Origin of the sequence: Arenibacter algicola (assembly GCF_018860365.1) — a bacterium.
Taxonomy (GTDB): Bacteria; Bacteroidota; Bacteroidia; order Flavobacteriales; family Flavobacteriaceae; genus Arenibacter; species Arenibacter algicola_B.
On the sequence record NZ_JAHKPO010000003.1, the window covers coordinates 749,358 to 770,490 of the forward strand.

At 42.5% G+C, this 21,133-nt stretch carries 13 protein-coding genes; 3 read left to right on the plus strand and 10 right to left on the minus strand.

Annotation, left to right across the window (positions count from 1 at the left end; genetic code table 11):
• Positions 1 to 3: 3 nt before the first annotated feature.
• The 3 genes from KO529_RS04995 to KO529_RS05005 all read left to right on the plus strand — a co-directional run bounded on the left by KO529_RS04995 (position 4) and on the right by KO529_RS05005 (position 4,553).
• Positions 4 to 1,521, plus strand: coding sequence for a RagB/SusD family nutrient uptake outer membrane protein (locus KO529_RS04995; protein ID WP_215946798.1), 1,518 nt, complete (start codon positions 4 to 6; stop codon positions 1,519 to 1,521).
• A gap of 236 nt (positions 1,522 to 1,757) precedes the next feature.
• Positions 1,758 to 3,098: a sulfatase family protein gene (locus KO529_RS05000; RefSeq protein ID WP_215946799.1), complete on the plus strand. Its 1,341-nt coding sequence runs from the start codon at positions 1,758 to 1,760 to the stop codon at positions 3,096 to 3,098.
• A 15-nt stretch (positions 3,099 to 3,113) separates the two neighbouring features.
• Positions 3,114 to 4,553 (plus strand): sulfatase family protein, encoded by a 1,440-nt coding sequence (locus KO529_RS05005; RefSeq protein WP_215946800.1) that lies wholly within the window; start codon positions 3,114 to 3,116, stop codon positions 4,551 to 4,553.
• 196 nt (positions 4,554 to 4,749) lie between these two features.
• Here the strand turns inward: KO529_RS05005 and KO529_RS05010 are convergent, their stop codons facing one another.
• The 10 genes from KO529_RS05010 to KO529_RS05055 form a co-directional block, all read right to left on the minus strand.
• Positions 4,750 to 6,450 (minus strand): GMC oxidoreductase, encoded by a 1,701-nt coding sequence (locus KO529_RS05010; RefSeq protein ID WP_215946801.1) that lies wholly within the window; start codon positions 6,448 to 6,450, stop codon positions 4,750 to 4,752.
• A 292-nt stretch (positions 6,451 to 6,742) separates the two neighbouring features.
• Complete coding sequence (locus KO529_RS05015; RefSeq protein ID WP_215946802.1) at positions 6,743 to 8,500, minus strand: sulfatase-like hydrolase/transferase; 1,758 nt, start codon at positions 8,498 to 8,500, stop codon at positions 6,743 to 6,745.
• A gap of 165 nt (positions 8,501 to 8,665) precedes the next feature.
• Complete coding sequence (locus KO529_RS05020) at positions 8,666 to 8,914, minus strand: hypothetical protein (RefSeq protein WP_215946803.1); 249 nt, start codon at positions 8,912 to 8,914, stop codon at positions 8,666 to 8,668.
• Positions 8,915 to 8,925: 11 nt separating this feature from the next.
• Complete coding sequence (locus tag KO529_RS05025; RefSeq protein WP_215946804.1) at positions 8,926 to 9,888, minus strand: ThuA domain-containing protein; 963 nt, start codon at positions 9,886 to 9,888, stop codon at positions 8,926 to 8,928.
• 39 nt (positions 9,889 to 9,927) lie between these two features.
• Positions 9,928 to 10,914: a hypothetical protein gene (locus tag KO529_RS05030; RefSeq protein WP_215946805.1), complete on the minus strand. Its 987-nt coding sequence runs from the start codon at positions 10,912 to 10,914 to the stop codon at positions 9,928 to 9,930.
• Positions 10,915 to 10,950: 36 nt separating this feature from the next.
• Positions 10,951 to 14,532 carry a sulfatase-like hydrolase/transferase gene (locus KO529_RS05035; protein ID WP_252734302.1) on the minus strand — a complete coding sequence of 1,194 codons (3,582 nt, stop codon included), beginning with the start codon at positions 14,530 to 14,532 and terminating at the stop codon, positions 10,951 to 10,953.
• A 344-nt stretch (positions 14,533 to 14,876) separates the two neighbouring features.
• A complete protein-coding gene (locus KO529_RS05040) occupies positions 14,877 to 15,680 on the minus strand; it encodes a 3-keto-disaccharide hydrolase (RefSeq protein ID WP_215946806.1) in 804 nt (267 codons plus the stop codon).
• Positions 15,681 to 15,683: 3 nt separating this feature from the next.
• Positions 15,684 to 16,913, minus strand: a complete 1,230-nt coding sequence (locus tag KO529_RS05045; RefSeq protein ID WP_215946807.1) for an FG-GAP repeat domain-containing protein — start codon at positions 16,911 to 16,913, stop codon at positions 15,684 to 15,686.
• Between the two features lie 2 nt (positions 16,914 to 16,915).
• Positions 16,916 to 19,597: a c-type cytochrome gene (locus tag KO529_RS05050; RefSeq protein ID WP_215946808.1), complete on the minus strand. Its 2,682-nt coding sequence runs from the start codon at positions 19,595 to 19,597 to the stop codon at positions 16,916 to 16,918.
• A gap of 34 nt (positions 19,598 to 19,631) precedes the next feature.
• Complete coding sequence (locus KO529_RS05055; RefSeq protein WP_252734303.1) at positions 19,632 to 21,125, minus strand: RagB/SusD family nutrient uptake outer membrane protein; 1,494 nt, start codon at positions 21,123 to 21,125, stop codon at positions 19,632 to 19,634.
• Between the last annotated feature and the right edge of the window lie 8 nt (positions 21,126 to 21,133).

The window sequence follows — 21,133 nt, forward strand, 5'->3', positions numbered from 1 at the left end:
GCGATGAAAAAATATAGCTCAATATTAGGGTCAAAAAGGATACTATTTATAGTTTCAATATTAGTATTCCTAGGTTGTAATGAAGAATTTTTAGATGTTACTCCAGACCATTATTTAACTGAAGGCAATTTTTACCAAACAGAGGAAGATTTTGATCAAGCGTTGCTTGGCGTTTATGGAGGTATGCAAGATTATGTATTAAGCGCTCATTTTCTAGAGGAAGGCAGATCGGATAATACTACTTATGATAACCTTTTGGATCAAGGTTCATTGGGAGGAGGAAGGCAATATGGCTTTTTGGACCAATTCAAAATGACATCGGTTGCAGGTCCCATTTCGGATGCTTGGAACAATATTTATGGTGGAATAAAGGATTGTAATGTAACCTTGTTTTATCTTAACAGTGCTGAAATAGATCAGGATTCGGCCAAAATGTTGGAAGCCCAACTACGTTTTTTTAGGGCGTTTTACCACTTTGTTGCAGTGCGTTATTGGGGAGATGTACCCCTGCTTATAGAGCCGGTAAGTTCGGCGGAAGATGCGTTTGCCCTAAAAAGAAATCCTACTTCCGAAGTTTATCAGGCTATAGTGGATGATGCTGAATTTGCTATTTCCAATTTGCCCTTGGCCTATACCGGTAATGATGTGGGTAGAATTACCCAAGGAGCCGCGAGAATGCTTTTGGCCAAAGTTTATTTAACAAGAGGAGAGTATGGCAATGCCCAAATTCAACTAAATAGTATTATCGGATCAGATCAGTACGATTTGTTGGACGATTATGCAGATATCTTTGATCCGGCAAATAAGAACCACCAAGAATCTATTTTTGAAGTTCAGTTTAAAGAGGGACAGGAGGGTGAATCCAGCAATTTTATATACCAATTTGCACCCGTAGGGTCTAGGGGTGTCGTAGTTCTAGGTCCTGAAAATTCTCCAGGAAGGAATATACCAACAAAGGATATGGTGGAAGCCTATGAAGCCAATGATAAAAGAAAGGACATATCGGTAGCTTACTTTGACAGGAATCCCAGTCCTCTGTACTATGTTAACAAGTATAATCACGATACAGATCCCGATTTTTCAAGATCTCCGGACAACTGGCCGGTGTATAGATATGCCGATGCAATGTTAATGCTTGCAGAGGCCATTAATGAACAAAGTTATCAAACCGGTGTACCCTTTACTATGCTAAATAGGGTAAGGGTCCGTGCCGGATTGCCCGAATTGACAACAACCGATTTGCCAGATCAAGTATCCTTTAGGAATGCCATAGCCCAGGAGAGAAGGGTTGAACTGGCCTTTGAAAATCACCGCTGGTTCGATTTGGTAAGGACTGGTAAGGCCATTGAGGTTATCACTGCTTTCGGTATAAAGGAAAAAGCGGACCCTACGCTGGTTCCGCCAGATTTCATTGCCTACGGTCCAGAATCCTTTGCTATAACCCAAGATAAGTTGGTATACCCGATTCCAAATAATGAGTTGGATCTAAATCCCAACATGACACAAAATCCTGGGTATTAAAAAGAGGTTCCTGATCTATGTAAATCTATTGCCCTTGATCTTTTTATCTTAGTTGAAAATTAGTAGACTATGATAATGAAGTGTCAAGGGCAATCAGAAATAGTGAAATGGCGAAAGAACTAAGAATGTAAAAGGGGGAAAGGACTATGTTACTTGCCCTTTTGTAATGAAGGTAAGGATTGGGGAGTACAAATAGCTACACCCACAGGAATTGAAATTTTAAAAAAGGATATGGTATGAAAAATTTATCATTAGTAGTATTAACGCTAGGGATAGCCATCTATTTCACCTCTTGCAAAGAGGTTAAGCAGGAGATAGCAGAGAAGCAAAAGGAGGAGCTTCCGAATATTGTCTTTATAATTTCGGATGATCAAGCTTGGACAGATTATGGTTTTATGGGCCATGAACATATTGAAACGCCAAATTTGGATAGATTGGCCAATGAGAGCCTAACGTTTTCAAGAGGGTATGTTCCAACCTCACTCTGTGCCCCTTCCTTGGCATCCATGATTACCGGGGTTTATCCACGTAATCATATGGTATTGGGAAATGATAGGGTACTTCCGAGCGATGATTTGGGAAACAAACCTGCTTGGTTATCAACTTGGAGGGCCAAAAATTATGAGCCGGTAATAGAAAACTTTAAAAACCTGAACACTTTGCCCAAAATGTTGCAGAAAAAAGGCTATCTCTCCTTTCAAACCGGTAAGTGGTGGCTTGGAAATTATTCCAATGGAGGTTTCGATTACGGTATGACGCACGGTGATCCTGACCGAGGGGGTAGGCATGGAGATTATGGCCTCGAAATTGGTCGTAAAGGTATGGATACCCTCTATAATTACATAGATTTGGCCTTGGAAAAGAAGAAGCCCTTTTTTATGTGGTATGCTCCCTTTTTACCGCATTCGCCCCATAATCCACCGGACAGTCTTTTGCAGAAATACCTGCCCAAGGCACCTACGGAGTTTGTAGCCAAGTATTGGGCCATGTGCGAATGGTTCGATATCACATGTGGGGATCTTATGGATTATATTGAAAAGAAGGGTCAAACAGAAAATACCCTGTTCGTATATGTCTGCGATAATGGTTGGGTACAGAATGAAAACAATGGAGCATACAATCCAATCTCTAAACAAGCGCCTTATGACTATGGATTGAGGACCCCTATCATGTATAAATGGAAAGGCAAAATTACGCCCAGACTGGATACACTATCTTTGGTAAGTAGCTTGGATATGGTGCCAACGGTACTAGATCTTTTGGGGCTGGAGTCCCCCGAGGAATTGGACGGAATCAATGTATTGGATGAAACTGAACTCAATAATCGAGAGGCCGTTTTTGGGGAAATTTATAACCATGACTTTAATACTATTGAGGAAGGACTTAAATATAGAATGGTGATGACCAATCCTTATAAGCTTATAGTTCCCGACCCAAAGAACAGGCCAAATGAAAAAATCCAGTTGTACAATATTTTTAAAGATCCTTTTGAACAAGTAAACCTGGTAGATGAAAAACCAGAAGTAGTAAACGATTTAAGGAATAAGTTGGAAGCCTCTTGGAATCCTAAACTATAAATAAGAAAAATAAGTATGAAAAAAAGTAGTTATTTAATCATTTTATTGGGTGTAATCCTTCTTGGAAGTTGTGCTGAGAAAAAGAAAACGGAAGAACCCCAAACCCCCACCAAGCCTAACGTTTTGGTACTTTTAACAGACCAATGGCGGGCCCAGGCTACGGGTTATGCAGGTGATCCCAATGTGGACACCCCGCATCTGGATAGTTTGGCAGCCATAAGCGTCAATTTCAAAAATGCGGTTTCCGGGATGCCCGTATGTTCTCCGTTTAGGGCATCGCTCTTGACCGGGCAACGCCCATTGACCCATGGGGTCTTTATGAACGATGTACAGCTGGATACCAATGCGGTAACCATTGCAAAGGTGTTCAACAAGGAAGGATACGATACCGGCTATATCGGTAAATGGCATTTGGACGGACATGGACGTTTGCAGAATGTGGCCCCTGGCCAAAGAAGACAGGGTTTCCAGTTCTGGAAAGGCAACGAATGTACCCACGATTACAATGAATCTGTGTACTATGACAACGATGATCCCAAAAGAAAAATTTGGGACGGCTATGACACCTTTGAACAGACCGATGCTGCCATAGACTATATCAAGGAAAGGAAGTCTGCTGAGAATCCATTTATGATGATCCTTTCCTATGGTACACCCCACGCACCATACCATACTGCCCCATTGGAATATAGGAACCGATTTGATCCGGCAAAGATCCAACTCCGTAGAAATGTGCCGGATAGCCTTAAAGAACGGGCGAAAAAGGATCTGGCAGGTTATTATGCCCATATAGCGGCATTGGATGATATGATAGGCAAGGTGATAAAAAATCTAAAGGATTCCGGTCAATTTGATAATACCATCATAGTGTTTACTGCAGATCATGGGGATCTATTGGGATCCCATGGAGCCTATAAAAAGCAACAACCTTATGAGGAATCCGCAAGGGTGCCCATGCTGTACTATATTCCTGAAAAATTAAAAATCGCTGCAGGAGAACGGGAGGCTTTAATGAATTCCGAAGATATCATGCCCACCCTTTTAAGTCTCTGTGATATTTCCATCCCAAACACCGTGGAAGGATTGGATTATAGGCCTTATATGGAAGGGGCAGCGGAAATAGGACATGCTACCTTGTTAACCTGTGTACAACCTTTTGGGCAATGGAACAAAGTACAACATGGGGCAAGGGAGTACAGGGCCATAAAGACCTTACAGTATACCTATGCCCGCGATTTGAATGGCCCCTGGCTGCTGTTCGATAACATCAATGACCCATACCAATTGTTCAACCTTGTGGGCAATGAGGGCTATACCACCCTTCAGGACGAATTGGAAAAACAGTTATCCCAACGCTTGAAAGAAACTGGGGATGAATTTCTTCCGGGAATGGAATACATTAAAAAGTGGGGGTACCCGGTTGATGAAACAGGTACAGTGCCCTACACCAACTAAAATATATAATCATGGTAATTTGAAAAATGCAGGTCCTTGGACCTGCATTTTTTGTTTATAGTAAAAGGAAATCTTTATCTATTCGGAGTGCCAAAATATTTGGCGGAAAGCAAGATTTGATAACCAGAATTGTCTCCAATATTATTTTCACAAATGCCCTATAATTAAGCGCTTTAAATAAACTTAATCTTTTAGATTATAAATTCATTTTTTTCAGCTCTGCAACCGCATGATTTGCCGCTCTTGCCGTTATGGCCATATAGGTCAAGGAAGGGTTTTGGCAGCCTGCAGAGGTCATACAAGCACCGTCAGTTACATATACATTGGGTACTTCATGAAGTTGATTATATTTATTTAAGACCGAAGTCTTAGGGTCTCTGCCCATCCTAGCAGTCCCCATCTCGTGAATACCTCCACCCATATAGGACTCTCTATGATTGGCCCTTACCTCTTTAAAACCGGCATTTTCCAGCATTTCCTGCGCTTGTTCTATCCAATCTTTTTTCATACGCTTCTCATTTTCCTTAAACTCGGCATCAAATACAATAGTGGGCAGGCCAAATTTATCCATTTTGTCATAATCCAGATACATATGGTTCTCATGGTACGGCAATACTTCACCGAAGCCCCCGAGATTAATTCGCCATTCTCCTGGTTGAAACACGGCCTCCTTAAATTCCTTTCCATAGGCATACTCCGGGATGAACGTACTAAAATCACTACGGCCGGCACTACCTTGATAACCATATCCCCGTATAAAATCCAATTTTTTGGAAGAATTATTTACGTTTCTAAACCTAGGAATATAAAATCCGTTAGGTCTTCGTCCTTTGTAATACTTATCATCGTATCCGTCAATTTTTCCATTGGCGCCCCCTCCCAGTTGATGGTCCATAATGTTGTGGCCCAATTCCCCACTCGCATTGCCCATTCCGTTCGGGAAAGCCTCTGATTTGGATTGCATTAATATGGCCGTAGAGGCCATGGATGAGGCACAGAGAAATACAATTTTAGATCTAAATTCCAACACTTCCTTAGTGTTGGCATCGATTATTCTAACCCCTGTAGCTCTCTTTTTATCCTTATCATAGAGTACCTCGGATACAATGGAATCTGGCCTTATGGTCATATTTCCAGTGGCTTCTGCCATGGGTATTGTTGACGAATTTGAACTGAAGTAGGCACCATAAGGGCAGCCGCGCTTACATCGGTTTCTATACTGACAGCTAATCCTTCCTGCCCCGGGTTTTGTGCCTTCGGTAATATGTGCCACTCTCCCGATAGTTAAAACCCGATCATCATAATTTTCTGAAATGCCTTTTTTCAAATGTTCTTCCACACAGTTCAACTCCATAGGCTTTAAGAACACACTATCGGGCAAATGAGGTAGCCCTAAAGCTTCGCCACTAACACCAATATGTTTTTCTACATGGGCATACCAAGGCTCAATATCTTTGTAACGTATGGGCCAATCAACCCCAATGCCGTCCTTGGCATTGGCTTCAAAATCCAAATCTGACCAACGATAGGTTTGTTTTCCCCATATCAGGGATCGGCCACCTACCTGTGTACCTCTAATCCAATCGAAACGTTTTGCTTCGGCATAATCATATTCCGAATCGTCATTAAAGAAATGCCGGGTAGTCTCATCAAAGCCCCAACGGGATTGTTTGGGATATTTTGCCTTTATTTTTGCAGGGGTCTCCCCGGCATTGGGCAGATCCCAAGGATCAAGGTTCATAGTGGGATAGTCCTGCACGTGTTTTACCATTCTTCCACGTTCCAAAACCAAGGTTTTAAGACCGTTCTCGCATAGCTCCTTTGCCGCCCAGCCGCCACTTATTCCTGTTCCTACTACAATGGCGTCAAAAGTATTGTTGTTAGATTCTACTGACATTCTATTTAATTAAGTATTAAAAGTTAGCCCGGTCATAGGCCCAAAAGGCACTATGAATGGGCAATCCAATCATTGTTTCAATTGTTTTTTCATAATTGTATAGCAATCAAGAATGAAAAGATATTTAAAATTAGTATTTAGAATAAAAGAACGTATCCTGCACTGTACTGCTATGAGGTGTTGAACTTAATACATTGGATGTGCAATCCTTTACCAAATTGGAATTATAGAAATATGATTTATTTGTTTTCTGGACGAATGCAGAATTATGTAAACCCTATAATCCAATACGTTATTCTGCTCTAGTTTCCACTATTTCACTGGGCACAAATCCAATCCTATAGGCTTGAACAATTAGCCCACTTCCCGCTGGAACTTCAAATGGTTTTTGATATACGGACCATACTTTTGGGGTAGTGCCGTTCTTATCTATTATTTTATACCCTATAGAAGCTCCTTCAGTAGCACATTCAAGTGTTATTTTATTGTTGGAGGAGGTTATGTTGGGTGCTGAGGTTATGGGTTGGGTTTTGGCACCATTCCAAAGATTGGATATCAATTCTTTTTCAGGAAGGTTGGGCACATCCCCAATTTCTTTTAGCCAACGATCCATTTCGGCTCGTAATTCTTCCATTTTTTCCCTGTAATCCGGGTTTTGTGCCAAGTTTTGCAATTCATAGGGATCGGTTAGACAATCATACAATTCTTCCGGATCCTTCTGTTCCCTAAACCAAAGTGCTTGTGTGCTATCCAAATTCCCTTCATCACGCAAACGCAACAATTCCTGCATGGCAGGAATCCTTTCCCTGTAATCCACTGGTAAATAATATCCTTGTTCCGGTCTGTAATTTCTTATATACTTAAATTGGTTATCGCGAACGGCACGGATGGCATCGGTAAATCCATCAAAACGATCTGCGGCACCATGAATATATTTGCGCTCGTTTTCGGCCTTATATTTCCCTAAAAACGCCTGTCCTTGCATATAGGAGGGAGGCTCAATTCCTATGAGGGATAAAAGGGTAGGGGCAAAATCTACAAAACTGAGCAGTTGGGTATCTTTGGTTCCGGCAAGTTGTTTTTTTGGAAACCTTATGATCATTGGGGTGTTTAAACCGGAATCATAGATCAACCGCTTTTCCCTGGGCAGGGGTCCGCCATGGTCACCATAGAAAAAGATGATAGTATTTTCCAATAGCCCCTCCTCCTCCAACTGCTTTAATACGGCCCCGACCTGCTTGTCCATTTCCGCCACATTATTGTATAGCTTCCACATATCCCTCCGTACTTTGGGAGTATCCGGAAGGTATGGGGGAATATCAAACTCTGTATCTTTTGGCAAATGTATTGGCGTTTCCTCTTCTGCCATACGATTTCCATCCCATTTGTAAGATCTATCCCCCTCGTGATAATGCCTTGTTTCTATATTCCTAAAACCATAGGGCTCAAAAAGTCCCGACTCATGTGTTTCCGTAAAATTGAACACTGAAAAGAAGGGTTGATTTTCATCACGATTGCGCCAATGGGCATAGGGACTACTTTCGTCCCAGGCTGTTTTAGGGGCTTCAAATTGATAATCTTCCTTATAATTATTGGAGCAGTAATAACCGTTCATACGAAGTAGTTCACTAACCATACGGGCTTGAGGTGGGGGTACTGCCCCGTATGAGGGCAACCCGGTAACCTCGGTATAGGACGTGGTGCGCATATGGTTTGCCCCAATACTGGAAGGGTACATCCCCATTATAATGGCAGCCCTACTGGGAGCGCAAACTCCTGAAGTTGAATACAAATTTGGATATACCACACCTTCTGCGGCCAAGCGACTTAAATTAGGTGTCACAATAGTGGAATCACCAAAAGACGGAATGTAGGGTCCCATATCTTCTGTTACCAACCACAAAATATTGGGTTGCTCCCCCAATTGGATCGTGCTTGTTATTGCAATTTCTTTTTCACTATTCTTGGGGCCAGTTTGGCAACCGACCATCAGTATTCCTACCAAGTAAATAATTACTGAAGGCCTAGTATTTGTTTTGAGTAAATTCATCTTATCCGTCTGTATTAAGTTCTCAGTTAATTGTTGTTTTAAGTACTATTGGAGCCCAGCTTCGTTTTTAATCCAATCATGAAATTCCAAAATAGGACGAATATTAATGTCCTACATAAAGCAATCCCCATCCACTTTGGCCACTTTAAATATACCCATTGAATCTCAATGTCCTATGGAGGCTTTATTTTTACCACGTTCATCCTGTTTATAGTTCTGTGGAAGGCTTTTTACTGAAGGTTCATTTATGCCGGTCCACACTATCCATTGCGATAGGGTTCGGCCCAAAAGGGGTATCCATTCATTATATTTCAATTTTTTTATGGGGAGGTCGATATCAATTTGTCCAAAAGGATTAGGACTGGTATTGGAGATTAAAAAAGCTACATCTATAGTTGTTGTTAAATACTGCACAGCATACTCGTTTAATGGTTGGCAAGCTTAAATGTTCGTTGCCTAGGTTCTTGTGCTGTTGGAAAATCGATTGGGATGATTTGCGTTACCTTACCCGATGCAGCCCATTCCGTTCCCCGCAAAAAGGAAACGATAAACCCAACATTTTCGAAAGAATCGGTATCGTGGCCCAAAGCGTTGTGAAATATACGTCCTTTGCCATATTCTATGGTCATAAGCACAGGTTCTTGACGGTCCGTAGGGGCATTTTCACTTAAGTCCTTACCGGTGGCCAATACCGTCATATTTTCGGCCGGACCGCGTAATTTGGCATAACATTCATCAATACCGGTCATCCACACCTTGGGCATACCCTTGGTTATTGGATGGTCTATATGTTGAACGGTAACTGGAAAATGGTGTCTGTCCCCATGGGCACCGGCCGCTCCCTCGCTTGTGTCGATCACCTTATTGCCCACATTGTCATAATAAACATAAGGGCCGTCTTTTTCGGTCCTATCTCCCCAACCCCCTAAGCCTATCATCTTATTATAGGCTTCCCATTCTGGAAAGGAGTTGTTGGCAGCATGAATACTTACAAATCCGCCTCCATTTTGTATATAGACTTCGAACGATTTTTGGGTTTCTATGGGCCATGGAGCTGCCTTCCATCCGAAGTTGGATATAACCACATCATACTTTTCAAAATCAGGACTAAATGCCGGGTCTGTTTTGGGTTGTTCCAATATTTCACTTTTTCCAGTTTTTGCAAGGGGTAAATAATCCGTTTCCCGTTCTGCCTTCCACAGGTATTGGGTACGTTGGATATCAATTTCAAAAAGGCCTGTTTCTTCTAGATATTGCTTCATCATAATGGTAGATTTGGGCCAAACTAGATGATTGTTTTGACCGTCAACGATAAGCACTTTCATTTTACTTTGTGCGGTAATCGATAGAGATAATAGCAGTAGGAGGTAAGTGAGGTATAATTTCATGGCATTGCTAATATATTAGGGTTATAAGGTAATGTTTGTTCAACGATCTTTGGAATTTTCAATAAAGTACAACAATATTTTTTTAATATCATTAACGGTGCCCAAAGTAAGACCGCCATTGGTGGCCCCTGTAATCCAATACAATACCATACCGGCATCTGAACAGTCCCACTTTCCTTTTTGAAATGTAACGACATCGTCAACCTCTGCAATTTTTCCTTGAATCCAGACCCATTGCACTCTAGGATCCGGGTGGTTTTTTGCCCAATCCCATTCCGGTAATGCTACTTTTAAGTTGGTGTTTTGGTCCGGGATGCGAACTTCTTCAACCCCAAAATCCAATATTTGCTGCCACGTATAAAAATCACCGGCATCATCATTTGCCGGGTGATGTGTTATCACTTTTACATATTTGTGTTTGGATTTTTTCGATGCTGCCAATGCCATTCCAATAATATCCGGCTCACCAGCTTCAATAATCCATAAGGGATCTTCTTTGGAAGAAGCATTAATGGCTGCACTCAGATCCTTAACGGTTTTCTCTTTTTGCCATTTTGCATCCAAGAAAGTTAGTCCATCAAAACCACCCCAGCGTCTAGCGGTTACATCACAGGCAGCTTGCATCAATGCATGTCTTTCCTTTTCAGCCGCTTCTGAAATCCTGTTGTCACGTACCAGATCACAACTGTGTGAATAATGAACCAATCTATTTTCCAGCCCCGAAGCCCGTAGTAAAGCAATTGAAACTGCAGTTCCGCCAAGGTCATCCGGGTCTGGCGAGTTGCCATCGGCGACAATGGCCACTCTCCCACCTGGTGGATTAATTGTTGGGATACCTAATTCTATAGAGCTATATCCATTTTCAATTTCTGAGGTATATTGCTTGGAATTATAGTCGGTTTCAGAGACTACGAGCGCAATTTCTTCATTAGAAATTGATATGTAAGGATCGGCAGCCGGTGCATATAACGTAGATCCACTAATGGCAAACAGAACAAAAAGATATAATACTATATTAAACTTCATGGTTCTTTGTAATTCCAAGTAGAATTGATCATTTGTCTAAAATGAATTGATCACCAATTTTATCTCATGTTTACCAGGCTCCAGCCTAACCGAACCAAAGGCCGACGCAACTTTCTTCCCGTTGTGCATTAACTCTTTTCCTGGTGCGGGGGCCATTTCAAATTCCGCGACCATATTGGCGGGGATTTCAATGGTATACAATTGCAATCTAGGATTCGCGTAGGTATAGCTTGCTTTAATGGTTCCTTTAATGGTGGGGACCTCAATACTGCTATTCTTTAAATCGCCCATCTGTGGTTTAATGGACGCTATGCCAAAACCTGGGGTTTTGGGTTGAATTCCCCAAAGTCCACGCGGAATGGCGTTGGCAGGGACCGCCCCCCATGCATGGTTCCAATCCAGATTATTCTTATACTTTAAATCCCAGGCTTCCAAGGTGATGGTAGAGCCGATACGAATCATATTGTACCAACTTCTGTCACTGGTATCGGTCAATAGATCTAGGGCATAATCTTCCGCGCCCGCGTTGTATAGGCCATCCATTAAATATTGGGAACCATATACACTACAGGCCATTCCCCTCGATTTTACAAACTCAACTACCGAGCCTATATGTTCCTCGGGAACCATATTGAATGCCAAGGGCATCATGTTGGCATGTAAGGAGGCGTGGTCCGTACCGATCCCATCAATGTAAATTCCCCTTTTGGCATCGAACATCTTTTCATTGAATGCCTTCTTCGCCTTCAATGCCCTTAATTTAAAATCCAATGCTTCTTGTGTTTTGCCCAGAACCTTGGCAAATTCGGCCATTATTTTCATGTTCTGGTAGTAAAATGCATTCACTACGGTATTGAAATCCTTAAATACGTAACCGTCGCGTTCTCCTTTGTTGTTGGGATCTCCGCCCCAGCCTGCAGAGGGCCAATCCACTATATCCCTAAAGGTTTCCTTCATGGTCTTTGGAAATCCAAGATTGGCCATTAATTCCGGGGTCATCTTGGTAGAGGTTATCAGGCCATCTTCGTTGGCGAGCTCATAAAGGGTTTTATATTTTAATTGATCGTAGTATTTCTGTATGAGTTCAATATTGCCCGTATACATATAATCGGCATAAAACATTAGTGCCACATGCTGTTGCCATTCGGTAGGCCATGTAGGATGTTCCATAAAATATTCAATGGTCTGTCTGGCTATGGCATATTCTCTATCGGTAGTATAATGGCTCAATTGGTTCAAATAGGCGTCGGCCTCATATGGAATCCGCTCACGGTCCCCATCTACGTATAGTCCGTTAAAAGTAGTGGCCTTGATGGAGTACTTACATAAATCCCAAACTTGATTCAAAATATCATTGGAACTGCTAAAACTACTGGAACCTTCCTCCCAATAACTGTGATAGGCAAGTTGTGTAAAATTTTCAGAGGTCAAGGGTTCTTGTGCCCCTTCCACTTCTGCGTATCGGAAAGGCATTAAGACCGGGAAGCCTTCTGGTAAAGGAAGTGCTTTGCCCGGCAGGGTGTTTCTTTTGTCCGGTTTAATCTGAAGTTGATATTGGGTTTGTTTGGGCGTCACCGCTACCTTGATTTCTTGATACCTGATATGGCTTTTTTCAAAAGGTTTCCTGTTAATGTTAGCTCCCTCCAACTGTTCTCCGATTCGGAAAGTAAGGGTATGATCGGTTTTGGCCTTATAGGTAAAATCAATGGTTGCGAAAGCCGCTTTTCCAAAATCTACAAAATAGGTGTCACCTCTTTTTTCGAATAGGACCGGTTTTATTTTATCTATTTGAAATCCGTTCGGTGTTGTTATTGTTGCTTTGGGACTGCCCATAGTAAACGGTTGTGTTTTGGAATATCTTGAAAGTCGATTGTCCTGGTCCCAAATACGTACTTTCCAGTAGTAGGTCTCCCCACTTTTTAGTTGGGTTCCTTCGTGTTCTATTTCGGTAGAGGCATTGGTCCTTATTTGTCCACTGTTCCAAATATCACCTATGTTGTTATTTATTTTTTCTTCGGATGAGGCTACCAATATCTGATAGGCGGATTGGGTAACAGCGCCTTCCGGTACCACCCAGCCGTATTCCGGCTTGGGATCAATAATGCTAACCCCAGCTGTGTTTCTTATCCATTCAACAATTAAATTGGAGGGTCCTTTGGAATAATCGTCGGAAAGTTCAAGTATAAGGCTGTTCGTTTTCTTACGAAAGGATTCAAGTTTAGAGGCATATTTTGGATCTTTCGCCAGGTTGTTGATCTCCTTTGGGTCGTCTTTTAAGTTATAGAGTTCCTCATAGGACTGATCGTTTACATAGCGGAAGTATTTCCAATCTTGGGTCCGTACCCCTTCACTAGGGGGAATATTTTCAAATTCCCATAGATGTTCTATCAAAATGGTATCGCGCTCAAAATCGGTTTTGGGATTTTTAATGATCGGCATTAGGCTTTTGCCCTGCCATCCCTTGGGTTGTTCCAAACCTGCCAAATCTAGAATGGTGGATGGAACATCAACGTTCAATGCCAAGGCATCGTTGTCCTTCTGTTTTTTTAAGCGTGGGTCGAATACAATTAAGGGCACCCGTATGGAATTGTCATATAACAACCATTTTCCGGCAAGCTGACGCTCTCCCAGGAAATAACCATTATCCCCCATTAAAATGATTACCGTGTTCTTATCGAGCCCTTTTTTCCTTAGTTCTTCCCTGATCTTGGCAATTTCACGGTCAATACCCGAAATCATCCTGTAATAGCCCTTTACGCTATGTTGGTATTTTTCAGGAGTGTCGTAACGCCATGTCCAGCGTAAACGATTAAATCCGTCACGAACAAACTTCGGTTGGGCTTCAAAGTATTTGTCTTCCCCCAGTTCTGGTCCGGGCATATCCATGTTCTGAAGTAACGCATCGGATTCAGGTTGCCAAAAATATTGATCTACAGCATTGTCATGGGCATGGGGCGCACTAAAGCTCAACGAGAGGCAAAATGGTTTGTCAGTATTGGCATCGGCAATAAAATCTATAGCTTGTTGACCCGTATATCGTGTAAGGTGCACCGTATCTTTGCCCAAGGTCTTATAATAATATCCTCTTCTATCAGGATAGGCACCATTCCGGTCATAGGATTCATAAACATCGAACTGCTGGTCCAGCTGGTCATACCGAACACCGTACTTGCCATAAAAGCCGGTGTAGTATCCGTTTTTTTTCAAGATGGTCGGATAGGAGTCTGCCATGTAGGAATCTCGAATATTTCCCGTCTGGAAATTAAAGCTATGGGTACGCTCATATAGGCCGGTCAATATGCTTGCCCTACTGGCGGCACAGATAGGGGTGGTTACAATGGCATTCTTGAAATAAGTACCTTCCTCGGCCAACTTGTCCATTTCCGGTGTGGATATGAGTTTGTTGCCTGCATAGCCCAAGGCATCAAAACGTTGGTCATCCGTTAAAATGAAGATGATGTTGGGTTTTTTGGTTTGCTGTTCTTGTGTTGTTTTTTGCGCTTTTAACGGAAGAGCGCAAACGAAAAGGAGTATTACAACAATAATTCTTATTTTCATCAATCCGTGTTTTTTGTTGTTAATCGGCAGATATGATTTGCCCATAGTTATTTGGTTCATAAATTAAGATTTATCAAGTCTAACTTCAAAAGAAAAAGTAGTTTTTCAATGGATTGGAAATGATACTCCAGTTTTTAAAAAAAAATGGAATTACTCCAATTGAAATAGACTTTATCAAACTTAATCTTTATATGTCCATTACCTATCCTGTTCTGTCCTGTCCGCAGCGAAAATTAATTTTAATTTGAGGTTGGAGTGGGGGAGTTGATTGCCTATAGACCATAAAAAAGGGGTGAAAATTTTGATTTTCACCCCTTTTTCCAAGAGTTAACTTTTTATGCTTAAACACTACCCAACAATTGACGGTCAGGCATCGATCTTCTTAAAAGAAGAAATTTTAAATGTTATAAGTTCTTCAATTTTATATTTCTATATTCCACCTTCATTGGTGGCCCTACATGCACCTGAACCCCTAAATACCCTGAGGATGTTCTGTTAACGGTATCATCGTCGATTACCTCGCTCATTAGGACGCCATTAATGTAATGCTGTAATTTGTTCCCTTTGATGATAAGGTGGGCTTCGTTCCAATCTTCACTTTTGATCTTGGTCTTTAGTTCGTCCGAATCTCCAAGTGATTCCAAAATCTCCCTACTCTGCCAGGCATTCTTTGCTACATTGGCCCGTAAAGAACCTGGAGTATCAGGATTTTCTTGGGACCTTATTCTGGCCTTTTCGCCTCTATAGGCCAAAGTAGTACGCTTTTTCTCTTCATAGTTCTGCCCGGTATACCTTATTTTTCCATCTATATCGGCTTGATAACCACGTAACGCAAAAGGAATGGTATCCACTTTTTCACTGCGGTAATTTATACCACTGTTCCCTGCTTCCGCTATGCGGAATTCTAGCTTCAGTTCAAAATCTGCCGGTTGTCCGCCTTGATAAATAATAAAGGTATTGTTCTTCAATAAGGTTGTGGGGGTTACTTCACCCACAAGATTACCGTTCTCTACCCTCCAATAATTGGGATCTCCTTCCCAGTTGTCAAGTGTCTTGCCGTCAAATATTTGTACAAATCCGTCCTGTTCTGTTGTGGCCGCTGCCACTTCCTGCTGTGGTTTATCTTCTTTTTTTTCCTTGCAGGACTGTAGGCCTACAATGGCAAGCAGCACTAATATATGTGGCTTAAAAGTTCTTTTCAAATTCATGATTTATTGTTTATTAGGTTCGTTGTAATAAATGTTAAGGCCATCTTTTCCGGCCACTATAATATCTTTCATTCCGTTATTGTCCACATCCGAAACACTGAAATAGACTCCGGTTCCCTTTCCATGGCCATAGGGGCCATAATCAATAACTTGTTTACTAAAATTCTCCCCGTTCCACTTGAAATAATAAAGTCCAAGGTCATCGTTACCGCCTGGGTCTTTTCCATTATGGGCACGGTAACGCTTACCTGTTACCAGCTCATTTTCCCCATCCTGATCAATATCGGTCCATTCCATACTGTGGTACTGTGAATTATAGGGGTCAATGGCATGCTTTGTCCATTTGGATTTTTGTTTTTTGGTTGCGGGTTTTTGTTCGTACCAAAATAGGCCGTAATCATGTCCTTGGCCAACAATAAGGTCCGAAAGGCCATCCTTGTTCACATCGGCAACAATCATTGGAACGCTTGCCGTCCCCAATTCAAATTCCTGATGTAATTTCCATTCCCCTGTAAAGGTATTCTCGGGTGCTTGCAACCAACCTTTGGATACAATAATATCTGTAAGTCCGTCGCCGTTTATATCACCAAACCCAAGGCCATGTCCGTGCGGACCTAAAATGGAGTGTTTGCTGAATATTCCTGTGCCTTTTTTGTTGCCATCCAACAGCAATCTATAAATTACCAAAGAGTCATTGGGAGTATTGGGAATTATTTCCACGATACCGTCTCCATCCAAATCCCAAGAACGGCTGCTCTCTATGTTACCCGCTTCGGCTATCAGATGTTCCTGCCATTCACCACCATCACCAGGGTTTTGTTTCCAAACTAATTGTTTCCCGAACCAGCCACCGGTTACGAAGTCCTTAAGGCCGTCTCCATTCGCATCGATCGGAATGGTAGAAAAATCGTCATAGTATTCCCCGTATCTTTTTGCCGAACCAATGTAATGCCTTGTTTTAAAATCGGGTCCCTTGTACCAATAGGCCCCGGAAACAATATCGACAAGCTTGTCATTGTCCACATCGAACACGCTTACTGTTTCGTAGCTTTCGGAAGCAACCTGTTGTTTGGTAAATTTTAAATGTTTCGGTTGTGCAAATAGTAAGGCACTTATCAATAAAAAGACCGCGTTTATCAAAAACGATGCACCGTTTATGTTAAATAAACTTAACATAAACGGTGCAGGTCTTTTTAACCTGAATAGGTCAATTCCTTTAATTGTTTTGGCCATTCTTAATTATTGGCTTCCTTTTCTGCATATATGGGATTTTCTGGATTTCCTCCAGATACCAAATAGGCCAAAAGGTCTTTAACTTCATCAGCATTTAGTCTATTGATGGTTCCCGGGGGCATCCATGAAATGCTGGACAGCTTGGCGTTCACCACTTGGTCCTTAGGGATCTCACGCGTTTGATCCGGTGCATATGGGTTTTGCGAGACGATATAATTTTGCTCGGTCTCGTTCATCAATCGTCCAGCGATTGATTTTCCGTCCTTCAAGGTGTACACCGTGGTGTTATATTGGTCCGAAATTACATCGTTCGGTTCAATAATGGCCTTGAGTATATCCTGGGGTGAAAAACGGGTCCCCAATTGCGTAAGGTCCGGGCCAATATTCTCTCCTTCTCCCTGCATGGAATGACAAGTGATACAAGTTGTAGCTGCAAACATGCTTTTACCGTACTCAAAATCCCTCCCTTTAAGGCCATCGGCCAATAATGGTTCTATGTCCTCTACTTTCCAATTGTGACGTGGACCTTTGGGCTGTACGGTTGAAACGGCCAAATCGTTCCCTGAGCTGGACAACAGTTCGGCGCCCGACATTTTATCGTAAAAATCATACTGATCTTTAGGTACATGGGTCAGCGCTTTTTTCCTGGCCTTGTCTATGAAACCGATATAGCTTCTTCCTGCCTTAAAGGAAAAGGCCTTGTTGAACCACTTGAAATACTTTTCACGAAGTTCTTGGGTCCATCCCTTGTCTACATCCTCCAACACCATGCCGTAATAAGTGTGCTGCGCAGGAGGCATATTTTTCAAAGTAAGGGCTATATCCATTCCATATTGTGGATTTCTTAAAATAAGATCCGAAGCCTCTGTGGCCGTATTGGCCATCACATCCACATTTTCTCCTGTTTTCGATTCCAATAGTGCCAATGTTTTGCTTGCCACGGTTGGGTCGTCCAGGTATGCCAAGGTTTTGCTGAGCATTTGGTTCAAGACATCTGTAGTTGCCGGATATTGTGGCGAAAGATAACCGATGACCTTGTTCTTGACAGATGCCGCAGGTACCCCAAATCGGGACAAAGTAAGCTCAAAAGCGCGTAACTGGTCCACTTGTTGTTGGGGTGTAAGCTTGGAGTAATCAACTCCCAAAAGGGCATTGAGCATCTGGTCTTGCTGTGATTTATTCCCATGTCTGGCTAGGGCTATAATTCCCTGCGCCAAGGTAATTGGGTCCTTTTCGGAAAGCACCTTGCCCTGCCATTCCTTGACTGGTTGGTGCTCCACAGCAATACGCGCCGCATATTGGATAAACCGGTCCGAGTTGTTCAGATACGGCCATGCAAAGTCGACCGCGCCACTCTTAGGACCTGTATGATATTCTTCTAACTGTCTTCTTATCTTATTCCCTTCGGTAAGTTCGGATGCCTTGTTGGCAGCTGTTACAGCTTCGTTTCCGGTATAGTGTACTCTGTAAAGATCGGAATCCAATCTACGCCCTCCGGTCATGAAATACATGGCACCATCAGGACCTATAACCCCATCCGTTAAAGGAAGCGGGATCCCTGATAAAAATTCCTCCCTCTCCCCATCATAGGAAGATCCATTGGCCTTTAGGTGAATGGCATAAATGATACCAAAACTCCAATCGAAGGCATAAATGCTCTTTTGGTATTTTTCCGGAAACTTCGCCCCTCTTCCGTAAACCACATTGGTAGGAGATCCCTGTCCAATATTTACGATAGGAGGAAGGTTGTCGGGATAAGCCGGGGACCATTTTCCGTTCCCCGTTCTCCAACCAAATTCGCTACCACTGGTAACATGGCAGATACGGGTAGGACGGTACCATGGCATGCCCAAATCCCATTCCATATCGGAATCGTATACGAACATGTCCCCTTCATCGTTAAAGTCCAGGTCAAATGGATTTCTGAAACCGGCACTGATCAATTCCCAGTTCTTTCCTTCCGGGTCTATTTTTGCTATCCAGCCCCCTGGAGCACCGCGGTCATTGGCATGGCCGCGGGGATCCTTTACTTGGGGGAAAAGGTTGTCGTCCTGCCAAACCTTTGGCAGACGATAAGTATCCATTTCAGGAAGATCGGTATGATTTCCAGCAATAACGTATAAAGACTCTCCGTCAGGACTCAGAACAATACTATGTGGGCCGTGCTCACCTGCACCGTTCAATGCCTTTAACTGGGTGATCTTGTCATATTGGTCATCGTTATCCGTATCCTGCAAACGATAGAGTCCACTGCTCTTCTCGAATTCATCATCACCGCGATGATTCACCATTACATATAGACTATTGAAAGCGTAGAGCAATCCCTGGGCATAACCCATTTGAATGATAGAATCGGCCACGGCCTCCCCTGTTTGTATTCTCAGTTTTTCAATCTTTGGAGTCAGCACATCAGACCCAATCGCAGGAAGCTCCAGACGATATAGTGCACCGTATTGATCCGCAGTGATCAGTCGATCCTTGTTGTCGAAGGCCATGGCCACCCATGAACCCTGATCGTTATCGGCGGGACTATAAAGGTGTTCCGCCTCAAAGCCGGGCTGTAATTTGAGCTTCGCCAATTTTGGTGGAAGCTCTGGGCCACTTGCGTTTTCCATTTTCTTGGTATCATCGCAAGAAACGGACAAAAGCATTGAAAAAATAAGTACGGCAATTAGTCTGGTCATTATCTTTATTTTTTTAATTATGTGCCTAATATAATTAGAAATTAGGATTTAATGACGATTCTGAGGCCGGAAGTGCATATCGTACAGAAATGTTGGTAAAAGCATTACCTCTTGGTTCTGCACCCACAGGGTAGTAATAGTCAATTGGATTGGCCTTTATTCTATTTCCATGAGCGGTTATGACGTCTATGGCGCGACCAGTTCTTACCAAATCGAACCATCTTTTGTTCTCAAAAGCAAGTTCTACCCTTCTTTCGTTAAATATAGCTTCTCCTAAATCCCCGGTATAATCCTCTAATCCGGCACGGTCACGCACCTCCTTTAAGTAGGTATCGGCACCGGCCTTGCTCTGTTCTTCGAGTGCTTCGGCCAATAATAATAATACTTCCGAATAACGATACACTGGCCAGTTCATTCCATGGTTTCCATTTAAAGCGTGTGGCTCCACATACTTCTTAATAATCGGATAATTACCATCTTCCCAAAAACTTTCGCTGGCGGTGATGTACATTATTGAAGCATCTTTCCTTAAATCCCCAGCTTCATAAGCCTCAATAATATCAGGAGTAGGTATATTGTTACCTTCCCCGTTAAGTGGCTGTGGATTGGAGGTCCCTGTTATTAAACCAACTTCTTCCGCAGTAAGTGGTCTTGGTAGAAAGTTGTATAAAAAACTTCCGTTAAGTCCGTCTGCACCCTCACGATATTGGATTTCAAATACAGACTCCATATTGTTTTTATTGTCGCTATTCCCGGAAAAGGCATCTTCATAATTGGGCATTAGCATGTATTCCTCACTGTCTACAACTGCTTGTAGGACCGTTTCGGCCTCTAGCCATTGCTTGCGCACTACATAAACATTTCCTAAAAGTGTTTGAGCGGCACCAGAGGTTGCCCTACCAGGCTGTTGTTGGGATTTAAGGGGCAATAAGGGAATGGCCGCTTTGGCATCCTCTATAATCTGTCCATAAAGCTCATCTTCCGAAGCAAGCGGTAAGGCTGCTCCTTCACGGTCTACTACCGGTTCAAGATGCATAGGTACGCTACCAAAAAACTGCGCCAAGTCAAAATAGGAATAGGCTCTTAAAAAAAGTGCTTGTCCCTTTACGTTTGCTTTCACAGCTTCATCGATTTCAGCCTCATCTATGGTTGCCAAAATCTGATTTGCCCTAGCAATAACTTCAAAATAACCAACATATACATTGTTTACATGGGAGTTTGCAGTTATACCTCCATCGCTTGGTATGGAATGGTCGGCAATATCCTCTTGGTTGTCCGTAGCCCCGAATGCGGTGTTACGTGCATAATAGGTATTGTCCGAGTGCATCTCGGCCAAATAGGGTTTGGATGCATTGTTGATGTTTCGTAGGGGAACATAGGTCCCATTGATAGCTTGTGTAAAATCCTCTTCCGTTTTAAAGAAAGTGGGTACACTTAACGAGTCTTCTGGGAAAATCGTTAATTCCTTGTCACAACTGCTTGCCAGAAAACCTAACATTGCTGCGATTAAATAGAATATTTTTTTCATTTTTTCAG